Origin of the sequence: Proteinivorax tanatarense (assembly GCF_040267685.1) — a bacterium.
In the GTDB taxonomy this organism is placed as follows: domain Bacteria; phylum Bacillota; class Proteinivoracia; order Proteinivoracales; family Proteinivoracaceae; genus Proteinivorax; species Proteinivorax tanatarense.
This window is the reverse complement of sequence record NZ_CP158367.1, coordinates 688,904-705,497: the sequence shown is the minus strand read 5'-3', so window position 1 is coordinate 705,497 and position 16,594 is coordinate 688,904. Positions and strand designations below refer to the sequence as shown.

General features: G+C 35.3%; 16 protein-coding genes. 4 read left to right on the top strand and 12 right to left on the bottom strand.

From position 1 onward, the window contains the following. Nucleotides 1-2 precede the first annotated feature (2 nt). Nucleotides 3-1,601, bottom strand: coding sequence for an NAD(P)/FAD-dependent oxidoreductase (locus PRVXT_RS03495; RefSeq protein WP_350344302.1), 1,599 nt, complete (start codon nt 1,599-1,601; stop codon nt 3-5). 5 nt (nt 1,602-1,606) lie between these two features. After that, nucleotides 1,607-2,842 (bottom strand): NAD(P)/FAD-dependent oxidoreductase, encoded by a 1,236-nt coding sequence (locus PRVXT_RS03490; RefSeq protein ID WP_350344301.1) that lies wholly within the window; start codon nt 2,840-2,842, stop codon nt 1,607-1,609. Nucleotides 2,843-2,980: 138 nt separating this feature from the next. Here PRVXT_RS03490 and PRVXT_RS03485 point away from each other — a divergent pair, with 138 nt between their 5' ends. Beyond that, nucleotides 2,981-4,882, top strand: a complete 1,902-nt coding sequence (locus tag PRVXT_RS03485; RefSeq protein ID WP_350344300.1) for a glutamine synthetase — start codon at nt 2,981-2,983, stop codon at nt 4,880-4,882. A gap of 25 nt (nt 4,883-4,907) precedes the next feature. Here the strand turns inward: PRVXT_RS03485 and PRVXT_RS03480 are convergent, their stop codons facing one another. The 3 genes from PRVXT_RS03480 to PRVXT_RS03470 are packed head-to-tail and all read right to left on the bottom strand — an operon-like array spanning nt 4,908 to nt 6,359. Next, complete coding sequence (locus PRVXT_RS03480) at nt 4,908-5,195, bottom strand: GIY-YIG nuclease family protein (protein ID WP_350344299.1); 288 nt, start codon at nt 5,193-5,195, stop codon at nt 4,908-4,910. After that, complete coding sequence (locus PRVXT_RS03475) at nt 5,185-5,847, bottom strand: TVP38/TMEM64 family protein (protein ID WP_350344298.1); 663 nt, start codon at nt 5,845-5,847, stop codon at nt 5,185-5,187. Before PRVXT_RS03475 ends, PRVXT_RS03480 begins: the two co-directional genes overlap by 11 nt. A 32-nt stretch (nt 5,848-5,879) precedes the next feature. Continuing rightward, nucleotides 5,880-6,359 carry a metal-dependent transcriptional regulator gene (locus tag PRVXT_RS03470; RefSeq protein ID WP_350344297.1) on the bottom strand — a complete coding sequence of 160 codons (480 nt, stop codon included), beginning with the start codon at nt 6,357-6,359 and terminating at the stop codon, nt 5,880-5,882. Between the two features lie 366 nt (nt 6,360-6,725). Here PRVXT_RS03470 and PRVXT_RS03465 point away from each other — a divergent pair, with 366 nt between their 5' ends. Both PRVXT_RS03465 and PRVXT_RS03460 read left to right on the top strand, forming a co-directional pair. Beyond that, nucleotides 6,726-7,919, top strand: coding sequence for a putative manganese transporter (locus PRVXT_RS03465; RefSeq protein WP_350344296.1), 1,194 nt, complete (start codon nt 6,726-6,728; stop codon nt 7,917-7,919). 203 nt (nt 7,920-8,122) lie between these two features. Beyond that, nucleotides 8,123-9,679, top strand: coding sequence for a hypothetical protein (locus PRVXT_RS03460; protein WP_350344295.1), 1,557 nt, complete (start codon nt 8,123-8,125; stop codon nt 9,677-9,679). A 111-nt stretch (nt 9,680-9,790) separates the two neighbouring features. On the opposite strand, the gene PRVXT_RS03455 is transcribed toward PRVXT_RS03460, so the two are convergent. Both PRVXT_RS03455 and PRVXT_RS03450 read right to left on the bottom strand, forming a co-directional pair. Further along, the gene (locus PRVXT_RS03455; RefSeq protein ID WP_350344294.1) at nt 9,791-10,039 is read right to left on the bottom strand and encodes a hypothetical protein; all 249 of its coding nucleotides are present in this window, start codon (nt 10,037-10,039) and stop codon (nt 9,791-9,793) included. A 15-nt stretch (nt 10,040-10,054) separates the two neighbouring features. Beyond that, entirely contained in the window at nt 10,055-11,110 is a 1,056-nt protein-coding gene (locus PRVXT_RS03450) for a glycerophosphodiester phosphodiesterase family protein (protein WP_350344293.1), read from the bottom strand. A gap of 330 nt (nt 11,111-11,440) precedes the next feature. Here PRVXT_RS03450 and PRVXT_RS03445 point away from each other — a divergent pair, with 330 nt between their 5' ends. Further along, the gene (locus PRVXT_RS03445; RefSeq protein ID WP_350344292.1) at nt 11,441-12,520 is read left to right on the top strand and encodes a S8 family peptidase; all 1,080 of its coding nucleotides are present in this window, start codon (nt 11,441-11,443) and stop codon (nt 12,518-12,520) included. A 208-nt stretch (nt 12,521-12,728) separates the two neighbouring features. Here the strand turns inward: PRVXT_RS03445 and PRVXT_RS03440 are convergent, their stop codons facing one another. The 5 genes from PRVXT_RS03440 to iadA all read right to left on the bottom strand — a co-directional run bounded on the left by PRVXT_RS03440 (nt 12,729) and on the right by iadA (nt 16,565). Further along, nucleotides 12,729-13,244, bottom strand: a complete 516-nt coding sequence (locus tag PRVXT_RS03440) for a GNAT family N-acetyltransferase (RefSeq protein ID WP_350344291.1) — start codon at nt 13,242-13,244, stop codon at nt 12,729-12,731. Between the two features lie 139 nt (nt 13,245-13,383). Next, nucleotides 13,384-14,379 carry a D-cysteine desulfhydrase gene (locus tag PRVXT_RS03435; protein WP_350344290.1) on the bottom strand — a complete coding sequence of 332 codons (996 nt, stop codon included), beginning with the start codon at nt 14,377-14,379 and terminating at the stop codon, nt 13,384-13,386. Nucleotides 14,380-14,402: 23 nt separating this feature from the next. After that, nucleotides 14,403-14,774 carry a hypothetical protein gene (locus tag PRVXT_RS03430; RefSeq protein ID WP_350344289.1) on the bottom strand — a complete coding sequence of 124 codons (372 nt, stop codon included), beginning with the start codon at nt 14,772-14,774 and terminating at the stop codon, nt 14,403-14,405. Continuing rightward, nucleotides 14,771-15,184, bottom strand: coding sequence for a hypothetical protein (locus tag PRVXT_RS03425; RefSeq protein WP_350344288.1), 414 nt, complete (start codon nt 15,182-15,184; stop codon nt 14,771-14,773). The genes PRVXT_RS03430 and PRVXT_RS03425 overlap by 4 nt, the downstream gene beginning before the upstream one ends. 220 nt (nt 15,185-15,404) lie before the next feature. Further along, nucleotides 15,405-16,565: a beta-aspartyl-peptidase gene (iadA, locus tag PRVXT_RS03420; protein ID WP_350344287.1), complete on the bottom strand. Its 1,161-nt coding sequence runs from the start codon at nt 16,563-16,565 to the stop codon at nt 15,405-15,407. Nucleotides 16,566-16,594: the final 29 nt, after the last annotated feature.

Here is a 16,594-nt window from a genome sequence, read left to right as displayed (position 1 = left end):
TTTTAAAATTCCTCCTCGGTTTTTATTGGGGCATATATTGCGGCAATCTTTTCAGCTACTTTAATGCCATCAACGGCAGCTGACATAATCCCACCGGCATATCCTGCCCCTTCTCCAGCTGGATATATCCCAGCTATGTTACTTTGATAACTATCATCCCTAAGTATCCTTATGGGAGAAGAGCTTCTACTTTCCACTGCTGTCATAACAGCATCATTTAATGCAAATCCTTTAAGCTTTTTGTCTAACTCCAAAATCCCTTCCTTTAATGAATCTGTTACAAACTTGGGCAAACAATTATTTAAATTTGTCAGCTTAATGCCAGGAAGATATGACGGTTTTACAGAGCCTAGTTTTTTAGAAGGAACATCATTTAGAAAATCTTTAACTAATTGAACCGGTGCATAATAATCACCACCACCTAAATCAAAGGCTCTCTTTTCTATCTCTCTTTGAAAATGCACACCTGCCAAAGGATGGTCGCTTTCTAGATTATCTGGCATTATATTTACTAGCAACGCACTGTTGGCGTTTGTGTCGTCTCTACTGTAATAACTCATTCCGTTAGTCACCAAATGCCCCTTTTCAGATGCTGCGGCTACAACCTTTCCACCGGGGCACATACAGAAAGTATATACCGAAGCTTTTCCTTCCAAATGAACACTTAATTTATAGTCAGCTGCTGGTAAATTATATTTTTCATAATCCTTTCCATACTGACTATCATTAATCAACGATTGAGGATGCTCGATTCTAACACCCACTGAAAAAGGTTTTTGTTTTAAGTTAGCACCTTTTTTATATAACAATTGAAAGGTATCTCTAGCGCTATGCCCCAACGCTAGTACCACCGCTTCAACGGCTATTTTTTTCCCATTATTTATTTGTAACTTATTCACTTTGCCGTTTTCAATATCAAAGTTTGTTACTTTACTATCAAAAAGTACTTGTCCTCCAAGCTCAAAAATTCTTTGGCGAATATTTCTAACTACCCCCCGTAGGTTATCTGTACCTACGTGAGGTTTGCTAAGGTACATAATATCCTTTGGGGCACCGAAGTTTAACATTTCGTCTATAACCTTACGACAGCGGCTATCTTTTATTTGTGTGGTAAGTTTACCATCAGAGAAAGTTCCGGCCCCTCCCTCTCCAAACTGAACATTGCTATTAGTTTTTAGAGGTTTTTGCCCTTGCCAAAAACTTTCCACAGTTTTTACCCGTTGGTCTACAGATTCTCCTTGTTCCAAAACTATTGGTTTATATCCCATTTGAGCTAATATTAACCCGCAAAATAACCCTGCCGGCCCTGCACCTACTATGACTAAAGGCTTAGTCATTTTTTTATCTCCCGCTTTGACAAACTTATATGAATAGTCAAGTGATTGAGTAATTCCTTTTTTTCCTATAAATCTTTTACTGTTATTGATTTGGACATCTATATTATAAACATAAAAAATATCCCTCCGTCTTGCGTCAATCGACTTTTTAACAATTTTTATCTCTTTTATTTCTTTCTTTGATATTTTTAGTTTTTTACTAACTTCCTTTTCCAAATCCTGCTTTCTATTCGCTGCAATTTTAATATTGTTTACTCTTATCATCTTTATTACTCCTTTGCGGCATTTTCACCTGCTATAAAACCACTACTCCATGCCCATTGCAAATTAAATCCCCCACAATCACCGTCAATATCTAAAAGTTCGCCACATATATATAGTCCTTTTATGATTTTAGATTCCAATGTTTTGGGTGAAATATCTCTAGTGTCCACACCCCCAGCTGTAGTTTGAGCATGCTTCCACGAATTAAAGTCCTTTACGGTAAACTTCCAATGTTTTAGAACTTGCACTATTGATTTTATTTCCTTATCAGTAGCTTTGTAAGCATCTATTTTTACGTTTTTTACTTCAGCACATTGTAAAACCACAGGAATCATATTTTTATTTAATAAACCAATAAAGCTAAAATCTAAAGGTTTTGTGCCACTGTACGCTAATCTTGTTCTTATAAGTTCTTCTAATTGGTTAAAACTATATTCAGGGAAAATATCAACAGAAAGCCATGTAGTTTTGTCTTTATTTAGTTTCTCTAAAGCTACTCTGCTAACTTGTAATATTGGTGGTCCAGATATCCCATAGTCAGTAAATAGTATTTCCCCTTCTTCTTCCCTTATTTTTTTTTCTTCCACTCCCACAGAAACTTTGCCTTCAACTTTTACGCCTTTCATTTGCTTTACATACTTTTCCTTAAGTTTCAACTGAACAAGGGATGGATGAACTGTTATGATTCGGTGACCTAACTTTTCCGCCAACTCATACCCACTTCCATTAGACCCTAGCTGCGGACTAGCCTTTCCCCCTGTTGCTAGTATAATGGAATCCGCCTTCATTTGACCTGCAGTAGTTACAATGGTAAATTTAGGTTTTGTTGCCCTGATATCTACAACTTCTTGCTCACACATCTCCTTTATATTAAGGGTCTTTATTTCATATTTTAGCACATCTAAAACACTTGAAGATTGGAGAGAATATGGATATACCTTACCTTTATCTTCTACTTTAGGATCGATACCTAAGTATTGAAAAAAATCTATTGTTTGATTACAATTAAAGCTATTTAAAGCACTTAAAGCAAACTTAGGATTATTTCCATGATAAAAACCGATATCGGTATTTATATTAGTTAAGTTGCATCTTCCATTTCCTGTTGCCAAAAGTTTTTTACCAACTCTACTTAAACGCTCTAAAACAACAACATTTGCCCCTTTTCTAGCAGCAGCAATAGCAGCTATCAATCCAGATGCCCCTCCCCCAACTACTATAACACTTTTAGAATCTTTCATTATTAAAACTCCTTTACCTTTTATCACTGTTTAGATTATAACCCAATTTAATCCATCAATTCAAATCAATTATGACAACTGACAAACTTTATGGTATAATCCATAAAATATAAATAATAATTTTGTTCGACAAAGGAGATGAGTTTTTTGTCCAATCCTGTTTATTCTATTGACCCAAGTAAAAAAAGTTTAGAAGAAATAGAGCGTATTTTAAAAGACAACCCACAAATTAAATTTGTTTCGTTAATGGGCGTAGATCTTGGTGGTAATACTACGGATGCCAAAATTCCTATTAAAATTTTTTTAGAGGACATAGAGGAATTTCTAAGGCAAGGTGTACAGACTGACGGTTCTTCCGTTGTTTTGCCAGAAATAGCTACCTTAGGTGATGCCAAGGTAGATTTATTACCTGATTCTCAATCCAATTGGATTGTTGATTATAATTATGATCATCCTTATGATGGTAAACACTATGTAGGGACTTTAAGAATTCCTGCTTTTTTAGTACATAACGGTAAATTTGTCGACTCCAGATCTATTCTTAAAAGAGCATTATCTTTTTTTGAAAAAAAGGTAAAAGAGGTTATGGAATCTAATCCTCACCTTTTAGCTAACCTAGGAATAGAAAAAGTTAGCGATATAGAGTCCTTTCTTTTCACTGCAGCCACAGAGTTAGAGTTTTGGGTTAAAACACCAGAGGATAGCGAAGATATAGAGCAGCTCTCTACCTCGCAAAACTTAAAAGAACAATATTGGAAAAGAACCCAAGGTACTGTAAGAACGGCATTAGAAAAAACCATTGAAATTATGGGCAGGTACGGAATTGAACCGGAGATGGGCCACAAAGAGGTAGGTGGCGTAAATAGTACCATAGGAGTAAATGGAGAACAAAATCATGTGTTAGAGCAGTTAGAAATTGACTGGAAATATTCTGATGCTTTGCAAGCGGGCGATAATGAAATTTTAGTACGTGAACTAGTTCAAGATACTTTTACTTCTTTTGGCCTAGAAGTAACCTTTGCTGCTAAACCAATTGAAGAGGTGGCTGGTAGTGGAGAGCATACTCATATGGGTGTTGCAGCTAAACTAAAAAACGGAAATACCATAAATTTATTTTCTCCAAAAAATCTAAAAGAGGATTACCTCAGTCTAATCGGTTATGGAGGTTTGCTTGGTTTATTGAATAATTATGAGGTTATAAATCCTTTTGTTACCAGCTCCACTGATGCATTTAATAGACTTAAACCAGGTTTTGAAGCACCAGTTTGTACTGTGGCTTCTTTGGGCAACGATGTTAAAAACCCATCTAGAAACCGTTCAGTTTTAGTGGGACTTATAAGAGATCTAGACAATCCCATGGCAACTAGATTTGAACTCCGTTCTCCTAACCCACTCTCAAACACTTACTTGGTTATGGCTTCAAGTTACCAAGGGATGTTAGATGGTATACTGGCTATAAAACATATATATGATCCACAACTCTTAGAAAACGAGCTTTCTAAATCAGCGCAAACAGAGGGAGTTTATCTAGAACAAAATCGCCAATACAGATGTGAGCAAGATATCTTTAAAGATTTTTCTGTCCATGAGAGAGACAGTTTATTTGGAAAAACTCCGGAAACTGTGTGGGAAAACTTTAACCACTTTGATAAACATGAAAAAAAGAGCGCTACTTTGTTAAACGGTGATGTATTTACCGAATCTTTAATATCCTCTTTTAAAACTGCAACTTTAGATCGATGGAAGGAAGAATTACTCCACCGAATTATACCTAGTAACATGGATATTATACGTAGCTTTACAAAAAGCCATAATATTGAAGATACAACAGATTTAGATGTAGTCAGGTGGGAAAAGATAACCAAGCTAAAAAATTATCTGGTAAAAGATAGCTTAGAACAAAGCTCTTTATTTACAAGGTTAAGAGATTCCCTTAATGAAAATAACCTAAAAAAAGCTTCTGAACTACAAAAAGAAATGGATTGTATCATGGCTGAACTACGAAATTTATACGCTTCATATAAACGAAATATCATCTGATATAAAAAACTACCTAAGTAATTTCTTAGGTAGTTTTTTTACTCTGTTTTACTTTTTTTCTTGCAATAATCAGCTTTTCCTTTTCTTTTTTCGAAAGCTGCTTAATTTCCCATTCCCGTTTTTGCGCTACACTTTGGGACACATGCTCTTCAAAATAAACCAAATAAACGGGGCGTCTGGGCAAAGTATATTTAGCTCCTTTACCTTTGTTATGGAACTTCACCCTATTTTCAATATCAGTAGTCCAACCAGTATATAAGCTGTTATCAGAACACCTTAATATATAAGTAAAATAACCTTTTTTAATTGACAATTTTAATCTTCTTCCTAACAAAGTTTACAATTAATAACATCAAAGCCATCAATGCTATAGAAATTACTACACCCATAGGATTTTCTCTAGCATCAGCTACTGTTGTAGAAAAATAAACCATTACAGCTAAAAAAGGTAGCTTGCCTAAAAAAGTTGCCAAAGCATACTCTTTAAAGCTAATAACCGATAAACCTGATATATAGTTGAGAAGGGCATATGGAAAAATTGGAATTAGTCTTAAATAAAACATGACCATAAAACCATGTTCGCCAATCTTGTCTGAATATTTTTTCATTTTACCATTAGCATCAATGAGTTTTTCTACTTTTTCCCTGCCTAGTTTTCTTGAAATTACAAAACATAGGTGAGCGGAAACATTAAAACCAATTAGAACAAAAAGTAGCCCTCTAAAAAAACCAAACAATGGCCCAGCTAATAGGGTAAGCGCCGACGCTGGCAGCGCTACTAACACAAATAATATATATACTGCAATATAAATAACAGGAGTCCATGGATTAGCTCGCTGCTGATAAAAAAATTCAGTTAAATTTTCCAAGTTCCCTCTAGTTTGAGTTGCAACGTATAGTAAAAATAATACCGTAACAAAAGTAAATATAATATATTTTAAGTTAGCAATAGTCCTCTTCTTCAAACAACCACACCCTTAGTTCTTATAGCTTATTTTTAGGTGTTACTTTTGGTAAACTCAGTTTTAAAATCTAAAAGCTGAGTTTTGAATTCCGGGTGGCAACTTAAAAAACTATTGAATGTATGAAAAGAGTGTAAAGTTTCCAAAGAACAATTGTGCTCTATCAGTTCTACATCTTTTATACTAACTGAGTTTAAGCAGATATTCTTTAAAAAAAGCTCAACAATTTTATGTCTGCTAAGTAAAAAGCCACCAATCTCTTCACCTTTTTTTGTTAATTTTATTGTACCATACTTTTTATAACTTACTAACCCCAAATCTGCTAATCGTTGCATCATTTTTGTAACCGAAGATTCTCTAACGTTCAAATACTTAGCTAAATCTGTAACTCTCATTCCTTCAGTTTGATAAAAACGGTAAATCATCTCTAAATAGTCTTCCATACTTGAAGTTAATTTATCAACGGCTTGATTAGTTAACTTATATCCCCTTACAGTACGAAACTTTTCATTCACTATTGCTCCCCCTTTTTACAATCGCATAATTCTTATACCCAGAGCTTTACCAGCAAGGCAAAAGTAAAGCTTGGTTTTTATTTCTAGAGAAGAAAATCTTTTTCTATTCTCATCTTAAGCATTTGTCATTTTGAGTTAAATAACTTTCACTCACAAGCATCGATTTTTAAGACTGAATATAGCCCCATTACAACTTACTTTTCAATTGTTCAAGCCCCAACTAATTAATTTTTCCTTTATCCTAAAATTTATGATAAATGCCTAAAAATTATTCCGCACCCATCTAGTAGTTTAGGCATATGTTAGGGTAGATACAAAAGTTTCCCACAACTAACTTTTATAACAAAATTAACGGAGGTTGAAAAAATGTTTTTAGAAATTTTAGGACTTTTTTTTGAAAGTGCGGAAGATGCCTTTTTAGAGGTCGGCGTTTTTGTAGGAGCAATATTACTGCTATTTGGCTATATAAATTACAGGAAATCTGGGAGGTTTATTAAATCCATAGAAAGTTCCAAAAGGTTTCAGCCTGTACTTGGTGCTTTACTTGGGTTAACCCCAGGCTGTGGGGGAGCGGTATTTGTTATGCCCCTGTTCTTCAAGGGGAACGTTACTTTTGGAACAGTTGTAGCTACTTTAATGGCTACTATGGGAGATTCCGCTTTCGTCCTTATACCAACTAGCCCATATCATTACATTCTTGTATGCATTCTATCTTTTATACCAGCGGTTATAACTGGCTATATAGTTGACAAAACAAGCTTAGGAACATTCATTATGGGTAAGTATAAAGAAAGGATGGCTATTTTAAAAGGTCAGAAAAAGACAACAAAGCCCAAACCCAACTTAACACCAGTTCAACAAAAAAACGGGTTAAAATTAACTTATATATTCTGGGCTTTAATTGCAGTAGGTTTGGTTTTTGGAACTATGGAAATATTAATGATTGACATAGGTGAGGTTTCATCTTTCTTAGGTGAGTTTGCTGATATTATTGGAATTACAGGAACTCTTTTATGCCTTGGCATAATGTTTAAAGGGAAAAAATGGCTTAGAGACGATAGTATAGAAAGTCAAGAAGCAAAGTCTAAATCACTAAAAGCTACCTTAAAGCATAGTACCTTAGAAACAGCTTTCGTTACCACATGGGTGCTAGTAGGATTTATGGCTTTTGAGTTATTGGTGTTAGGAGCAGGTGGAGGCGATTACGCCGCCGGCGAACAGGTAATTGAAGGTGTCCTATTAACTGCTGGTTTAGCCTCTGTATTTGTAGCTGTAGCAGTCGGAATAATCCCAGGTTGTGGTCCACAAATAATTTTTGTTGCTTTATTTGCACAAGGACTAGTACCCTTTGCAGCTCTTATTGCTAATGCAATTTCTCAAGATGGCGATGCTTTGTTCCCAGTGCTAGCTATGGATAGACGAAGTGCTATCTACGCTACGTTAATTAACAAAATACCAGCATTAGCCATGGGATTGTTTATCTTTTGGCTGGAGTTTTATACAGACTTAGGCCAGTACGTTCAGTTAGCTTTAGATAATATTATTAAAACTTTTATTTAATACATTGGGCTATATCACTTCTTAAAATAGTAGTGATTTAGCCCTTTACTTTTTTTCTGTATAAACCCTCTCAACATGTCAAATAATAGATATTATAGATGATCAAACAGCTGGTTCAGATTTCAACAAAATACAATCTAATAATGACGTCTTTTCGGTGTTACTTAGAAAAATATAACATAAAAACAATAGGAGGTTTTTTCATGTCAAAAAGAACGTCTTTTATCGTAGGAATTGTGGTAGTGGCTTTGCTACTAATTTTCTTTTTGGCCAGAGACACTGGAACACCTGATGGACAGGAGCCGACTCCTGATGGAGATACTGGGCTACCTGAGGAGGAAGAGGCACAGCCACAAGAGTACGATCAGTTTGATGGAAGTATATACTTAAACGATGAGGAATTAGATCTTGAAAACTATCCTATAGTAGATAAGGGTCTGGTATATCTACCTGCATTGGAGTTATCTGAGTACAATGACACATTTGAACTAACTTTTGAACAAGGAGATAATCTTCTACTGATGATAACAGAAGATGAAGAACTTGAAAATCCACAACCTGGTGAAAATGATGACTTAAAGCTGTATTTAAACAACACCAATTTAACTCCTGCAAATATAATTGAATATCAAAATGATTTTTATATTGCATCAAGAGACATTGTTCCTCTTATGGGATGGTCTATATATGAAAATATATTTGCAAATTCAGTATATATAACTGACCAAAACATCCCCCCAGGAGATGGAGAATATGTAACCGTTAGACCAAGAGATGGTAGAGGTTGGCAACCTCAACTTAGGCTTGACATAGCTGACGGAGAAATAACCAACGTTGAGTATAACGAATATGATGAAGACAACAATAGTAAATTAGACAATCCCGAATATATAGAGAACTGGAAAAACCAAAATCCTGATGTGGATCCACTTGCTTTAATTGAAAACATGGAAAATCAACTTCTAAAGAGACAAAATCCAAATGATATAGATGTGGCCACAGGAGCTACCGGTTCTTATTCTAACTTTGTCAAGCTATCAAACTTAGCATTGGGTAAAGCACGCTCCCAACCAGATTATCAGTTAATTGATGGCAATTATGAAGTTTATGGTAACCCAAGCGAAAGAGGCTGGACTCCCCAATTACTTATTGAGGTAATTGACGGAGATATCCGCTCTTTCTATTATGATGAAATTGATGAAGACGGCAACTCTAAAAGAGAAAATCAAGAATATCTGGAAAGCTGGACAGATGCCTATCCAGAAGTTGACCCTATCTCCATAATAGAAGAACGGGAAGAAGATGTAATAAACACTCAAGACCCAAATTTAGTGGATGCCACAACTGGTGCCACATCATGGGGGTTAAACCTTAAAAAGTTATCCATAGGTTCTTTTATCCAAGCTGATCAATCTGATATTGCTAATTATGACCAAATCTATGTATTTATGGGGGAAATGAACGCTAGAGGTGATAGGCCACAGTTGCTTTTGACTACTTCTGGAGAAGAATTGACTAGTGTGGACTTTAGTGATTATAGAAATGGGGTTAATAAAAAATTTGATGAACCTTATTTAAGTAATTGGCAGGAGCAGTATCCTGATGTTAACCCTCCGGAATTAGTACAACAAATGGAAGATACCTTTCAACAAACACAGCAACCCGATGACTTAGATGCCATATCCGGTGCAACATCATGGAGAGACAATTTTAAAAGTCTCGCTAGCAGAGCCCTAGAAACTTTAAATAGAGATAACTAACAGACGCTTGAAAAAGGGTTTTAAAAAGCTTTGTAGCTACTTAACCTTATTTTCATCTGTTATTTAACAAGAACCCAACTCTTTTTATATTTGAGTTGGGTTCTTATCCTTTTATTTTGTTAAAATAAAAACAACGAAAATAATTAGTAACACTATAAAATAGTTTATACCCTTCTTTTCCCTAATTTTATCAATGGTTTTTATTAATTTTCTATTTTTCAAATCATAATGATAACGCCAATCCTTAGTTAGATAGCTTGTTAAAGACCCATATTGGTTGTTTAGTTCAAGTACTGCTATTATTGCAACAAAAATAAGTAGCAGAGGTAGTACCGCGATTAAACTAATTATAATCCCCACCCCTGTCACCTCCAGTTAATATCCTATATTGTGGAATATTTTATCTAATTCTATTTGATTTGTTCGGTCGTAAACTTCAAGGGCTAGTTCAGGCCTGTCTGTAAAAATCCCATCCACACCAGACCTATGAAGTATTCTCATTTGAAATGGTGAGTTTATTGTATAAGCGTGAACAATCAAGCCCTTTTTATGCACTTTATTGACGCGCCAGGGTAATGCTAAATTACCTACTGGTCCTATGCCATCAGATGTTGCAACCGTTTCTTCTATAATGTTTTCCCAGCCATATTTTTCTTCTATATCTTTACTTATTAACGTAACCCTCAGAACTGAAGGGGCCAAGCTATTAAATTCTTCAATGCTGTGCGAATAAAAGGATTGAAATATAAGTCTTGAATCTCGTTCCATAACATTTACTGTAGCAACACCTAACTTATCATTAACCTTTCTTTCAGGATCTGAAAACTTAGGTTTCCCATCAATCCAGCCTCGTCTTTCTAATATCTCTATTATATCTTTTTCTATCCCAGGATATTTATCTGCAAATTTTGTTTCAAGATATAATCCTGGATTATTATTTCCTGATTCCGCGATGTCAATAAGCTCATCTAAAGTCAAAATATTTAAACCCACATAGGAGTCTCTAGCTTGATCAGGGAATTTTTCATTAAACCAACCTCCTGTATCTAGTTGTTTTAACTCCTTATAGGTAAACTCACTTAGAGGTTGCTCAGCCTTTTCTGGAAATACAGTTTCGATGTCGCTTGTTCTTTTCAATGCTTCATCATGAAAAACAACAATAACCCCATCTTTTGTTCGTTGTAAATCCGCTTCTAAATAGTCAGCTCCTATATCCCTGGCCAGCTTATAAGCAGGAGCTGTAGATTCTGGAGCCAAATGAGAAGCTCCTCTATGGGCAATTATAGCAGGGGATGGCACTCCCAAATCCTGTGATAACTCTTTACCCAAACGCTGCTGACTTATTAGGGGCAGTGAAAACCAAAAAACTGTTAGCACCAGTAGAATCGCTAAAGTTGCCACTCCAACTATTTTCAAAACTTTTATTTTCAAACACTTTTCCCCCTTACAAACTCTTATAATATACTTTATTCATCAAAAATAACCTTTATCCTCTAATTTATAGGATTATATTATAATTAAACTAGTATGATTTATAGCTTATAAACAAAAACATATTTTTACTCTACTAAATACTCAGCCCTATTTTTTTATTAAAAATAACTATAGGATTATACAAACTCATACGTTTATTAATTTTCTGTTAACATTTCTATTAAAAACTACATAGATAAATACCAGTGTTAAAGTTAGCTAGCTTACACTAATAAAAAATAGGAGTGGATTACAATTAAGAAGTTAGCATGTTTATTATTAACCTTTATGTTAATATTGGTGTCGTCAGGGTTTAGTATGGCTAGACCTGTAGAATTTGAAAGGGTTATAGTTGGTTTTGAAAAAGGTATTGATAAAAATGTAATTCAAAACACTGAAGGAAAGGTCGTTAAAGAGTTTGATTTTATCAACGCAGTGGTTATGGAGCTACCTGCTCACACTGTGCAAACTATGGAGAGTCATCCCAATGTCAAGTATGTTGAACCTGATGCCGAAGTTAAAGCTTTAAATCAAACTGTACCTTGGGGTATTGACAGAGTTAACGCACCTGATGTTCATAGCGATAATCAGTATGGCGACGGAATTAGGGTTTCTGTTTTGGACACAGGAATATTGCTAAATCACGAAGACCTTAATGTCATGGGTGGCTACAGTGTTTTTGGTGGAAGCTATAATGATGACAATGGACACGGAACTCATGTTGCGGGAACTATAGCTGCCTTGGATAATCACTATGGGGTAATAGGAGTATCCCCGCAAGTAGACTTATATGGAGTAAAAGTCTTGGACAGTAGAGGTAGCGGGTCATACAGCGGCATTATTGAAGGTATCTACTGGTCAATGAACAATAATATGGATATAATCAATATGAGTTTAGGTGGTAGCGTCGGCTCTGTAGCCTTAGAAGATGCTTGTAATGCTGCTACCGATGCTGGCCTTTTGGTAGTAGCTGCTGCCGGCAACAGCGGAAATTTTTTCGGTTGGGGTGACAACATTGGTTATCCAGCAAAGTACCCTTCTGTGATGGCAGTTGGTTCAACCACATCTAGCGATAGTCGTTCAAGTTTTTCTAGCACCGGTCCCGATTTGGAAATAATGGCTCCAGGTAGCAATATTCTAAGCACAACTTATAATGGCGGTTATGGATCAATGAGTGGAACATCTATGGCATGTCCTCATGCAGCAGGTGTAGCAGCCCTTGTTTGGTCTGCCAATGAAAATCTAACTAATCAACAGGTTAGAGATATTATCAACGACTCAGCAAATGATATGTGGAATAATCCCTCAAGGTACGGCAATGGGTTAATAGATGCTCATGAAGCATACTTGTATGCAATAAGTTACTAATAACCTGATACTCCAGTAGACAGTAAGGTTAATTTGTCTACTGGAGTTTTTAACTAAATGCCCCATGATTGTAGTTTAAACACTAGAAGAACTACTATAAGTTGAGTTTTAATTCCACAAGATTACTTATATTATCAGAAGTTATTAAGATGTACAGCTCTTTTAAAATATCAAAATCATGCTCCAATTACTATTTTTAATACCTATCTCATTTAATTGTGGCAGCTTTGTTATATTCGTGCTCTAAAATTGACATTAAAAACATAGAACGGTAGGCTTCACCGTTTTTTTTACACTCTCGCATCAGTCCCTCTTTTACAAAACCTTCCTTAAGATATAATCTTATGGCAGCTTTATTATCATCAAAAACGTCAAGCCATAATCTATGAAAACCCTTCACATCAAAACAGAATTTTTTTATTAAACCAATAGATTCTTTGCCATATCCACACCCTTTTTCGTTTACTACTATCCTTTTGAGCTCCATAGATTTATCTTTAGATTTCAGTCCACCAATTATTATATATCCTAGCAATCTATCATTTAATTTACTTTTTATCACTAAATGTAATTTATCTGGATCAGCAATCTCTTTTTTATGTTGTTCTTCAGTCCAAGAAAACACAAATTTTGAGTTCTTTTTTTCCATATCTATAACAATAGGCAAATGTTCATCTGTGGTATAAGACAACAAAATCCGATTGGAGAAAATCTCTTTTAACATCAACATCCTCCCTAATTTACTAACTAGATTATAGCATAATTCAAACTTCTGACATATTCCCCTAAGTAATATTTAAAGTCAAGTTATTTGTGTGCCTACTAATTAAGTATTTGGGGCTGATAAGTCTCCAGGTCATAACTTACAAAAATTCAGAAGTATAAGCATATAAAGCTGGTGCTCCACCAGAGTGAATAAATAAAACATTATCCTTGGAATCAAAACGACCTTTTTTGATTAAATCAATTAAACCCGACATGGTTTTACCTGTATAAACTGGGTCCAGTAGTATCCCTTCGGTTTTTGCTACTAACTTTACAGCTCCCACCATTTCTTTTGTGGGTAGCGCATAGCCGTCCCCTATATAATTATCATAACAAGTAACTGTATCAGAACTAATGGTCTTCTCTAGTTTTAAACGGCTGGACGTATCCTTTATCAATTTCATAACTTTGGGCTCCATTTGTTCTTTACTTCTACTTATGCTGATACCTAAAACCTTAGTTTTACTTTGGTTTGCTTGAAACCCTGTTACTAAGCCAGCATGCATACCCCCACTTCCACTAGTACACACTACATAGTCAAAAATCATGCCTTCAGAAAAAGATTGTTGTATAATTTCTTGAGCGCAAGCTACATATCCCGTTGCTCCTATAGCATTCGACCCTCCTACTGGAATTTTATAAGGCTTCCCACCTTTAATAGCTACTTCTTCTGCTACTTTGTCCATTTCTTCAAATACATCAGTTCCATTGGGAACAATCCTAACATCCTCTGCCCCCATAAGTTGATAAAGAAAGAAGTTACCACTTCTTTCAGTGTCATGTTTTACAGCTGCACTTTCTTCCAGAACTAAAATGCATTTTAGGTTTTCTTTATTAGCTGCCGCTAACGTCAAACGACAATGGTTCGACTGAACTCCCCCAGCGGTAATAATTGTGTCTGAACCTTTTTCTATGGCATCTGCAATTAAAAACTCTAGCTTTCTAGTTTTATTGCCACCAGCAGTCAGCCCTAATAGGTCATCCCTTTTAATGTATAAATTAGGTCCCCCTAAAACTTCAGTTAACTTTTCCATATTTTTAATAGGTGTAACAAACTCTGTATACCTTTTTCTTGGCAAATGTGTTAAATCCATATTTGAGCCTCCTATTTATTTTTTTAACCATAGCCTTTAGCTTTAGCTCTGTCTTGTATTTTTCTAACCTCAAAATAAAAGATTGTCATCAAGGCGATATTGGCGAGAGGTATTGCAAAGGACTGGAGTAGCAATCTAATGTATATTGTAAAAAATTCTCGCTGATTTATTTCAGGTATTTCTCTCATGCTAGATAAAAAGTTATTGTCATAAAGATATTTTACCTCAGCAAGGATTATTAAGGTCATTACCACTAAAAAACATATAAAGACATAAAACATCAAATCACACTTGTGACTGATAAAAGATCTTCTTTTGTCTCCTTTTTGTTCTATTACCTCTTTCCCTTTTTTGTTTTCTGCTAAGTCTTGACCTTTATCCTCCACCATCTTCATCTTTTCTCCCCTCCTTTTACTGCTTTTTTGCATTCCCTATGAAATATAGCAAGTAAAAAAATTATAAAAGTAAACATTACAATTGAGGTGGCATTAAATTGTAAACTAAGACCTCCAAAAGTAGCAAAATACCCTAACCCTAGTGTTTCTTTCATATATTCTATTTGATATGCTAACGAAGAATGGTTAAGTGATAACACTTCTTTTATTCTGCCCCCATAAAAAAAAGCTACCACTACAGTAAATAAACCAGCACTTATGTACATTATATTTTCTTCAATAAAGCTTTTGTTTAAGCTTCCAGAAGTTCTAAATTTAGTTAGCAACTGAAAAAGAGTCAATAAAAGCAAAATAAGCAAAGCAGCAAATATTACCCACAGCTTCCAAATCTGCTGACTTTCTACATACACAACCCAACTCTCCCCTCTCGCCTCATTTCTTTATTCATAATCTTCTAGCAAAAGCTGTAAAAACCCTCTTTAATGTCCAAGGTTTTTAACTCGACACTACTTTATTACATTATATAATGTAAAACTTCAAATTTCTGCTCAGCTTATTGTTAGCCAACAAACTAGTGTTCTATTGTTATAATAAAAAAGCACCTCTTTTCATCGAGATGCTTTTTGTTATTTATTCAAAGGTTCCTTTAACTAAAACATTTCCGTTTTCCAACATAGTTTGACCTCTTGCGATAACAGTTTTTACATTCAAGCTTTTATCAAAGATTGTAATATCTGCATCAGCCCCCACCTCTATGGTACCCTTATGATTTAATCCCAGTACATTAGCCGGGTTTTTTGTAACTAACGCAATTATATCTTCTAAAGATAGCACTTGCTCTTTGTACAGAGTCTGGACCTCATTAAGTAATGACTTCATACTAGCAGCCTTTAACCCTATTATTCGCCCTTCATCATCTACCTGAGGCATGCTTCCATTAGAATCTGAGCTTAAGGTGACTTTATCTAAATTGACTTCTTCTTTAATTAAAAAAGATATCGCATCGGTAGCAGAAACAGCTCTGCCTCCTCTACCAAAAGTAGTTAAATCAATATTAACCCCTTTATTAAGTAATTCCAGCCCCTCTTTCAATAACTCCTCACTTCTATTTACGTGGGTTGCAGAAATTTGTCGGGCAGGAATTACTCTATCTTTTAAAAGTTGTCTAACAGGAGCAAGGCCAGCAGGGTCATTACCCACATGTAAATGCAACAACCCTATTTTACCACTTACTAAACCGCCTAACCTACATCCCACTGCCACATCTTTAAGAGCTTGATACCCTGCTTTACTAGAGCGATGATCAGATATAGCAATCTCACCCGCTCCCAGTACTTTGTCTATTAACACTAAGTCCCTCTTTACGCTGCCAGTCATTGTAGGAGTAGGAAGGGAGTAGGAACCAGTTAAAATATATGTAGAAATCCCTTCATTTTCAAGTCCTCTTGCCTTAGCCAAAAGAGAGTCTAGATGGCGAGTCATATCATCAGTGCCAAGCATTCCAACAACGGTAGTTACGCCGTATTTTGTGATATCACTTATCGTCACTTCTGGAACTCGAGTGTGATATCCTCCTTCTCCACCACCTCCAAGTAAGTGAACATGTTGATCAATTAACCCAGGGGCGACAATAGAATTAGGTCCACATTCTAAAACCTCAACATCTTCTAACTTTAACTTATCCTCTATTTTTTTGCCGACGCCTATAATTTTTCCCCCAGCAATCAAAATCTCTACATCATTAACGGGCTCAGGAACATAGCATTTTGCTGCTTTAATTAATTTTAACATAACACTCCTCCTAACATTTTAAAATTTGA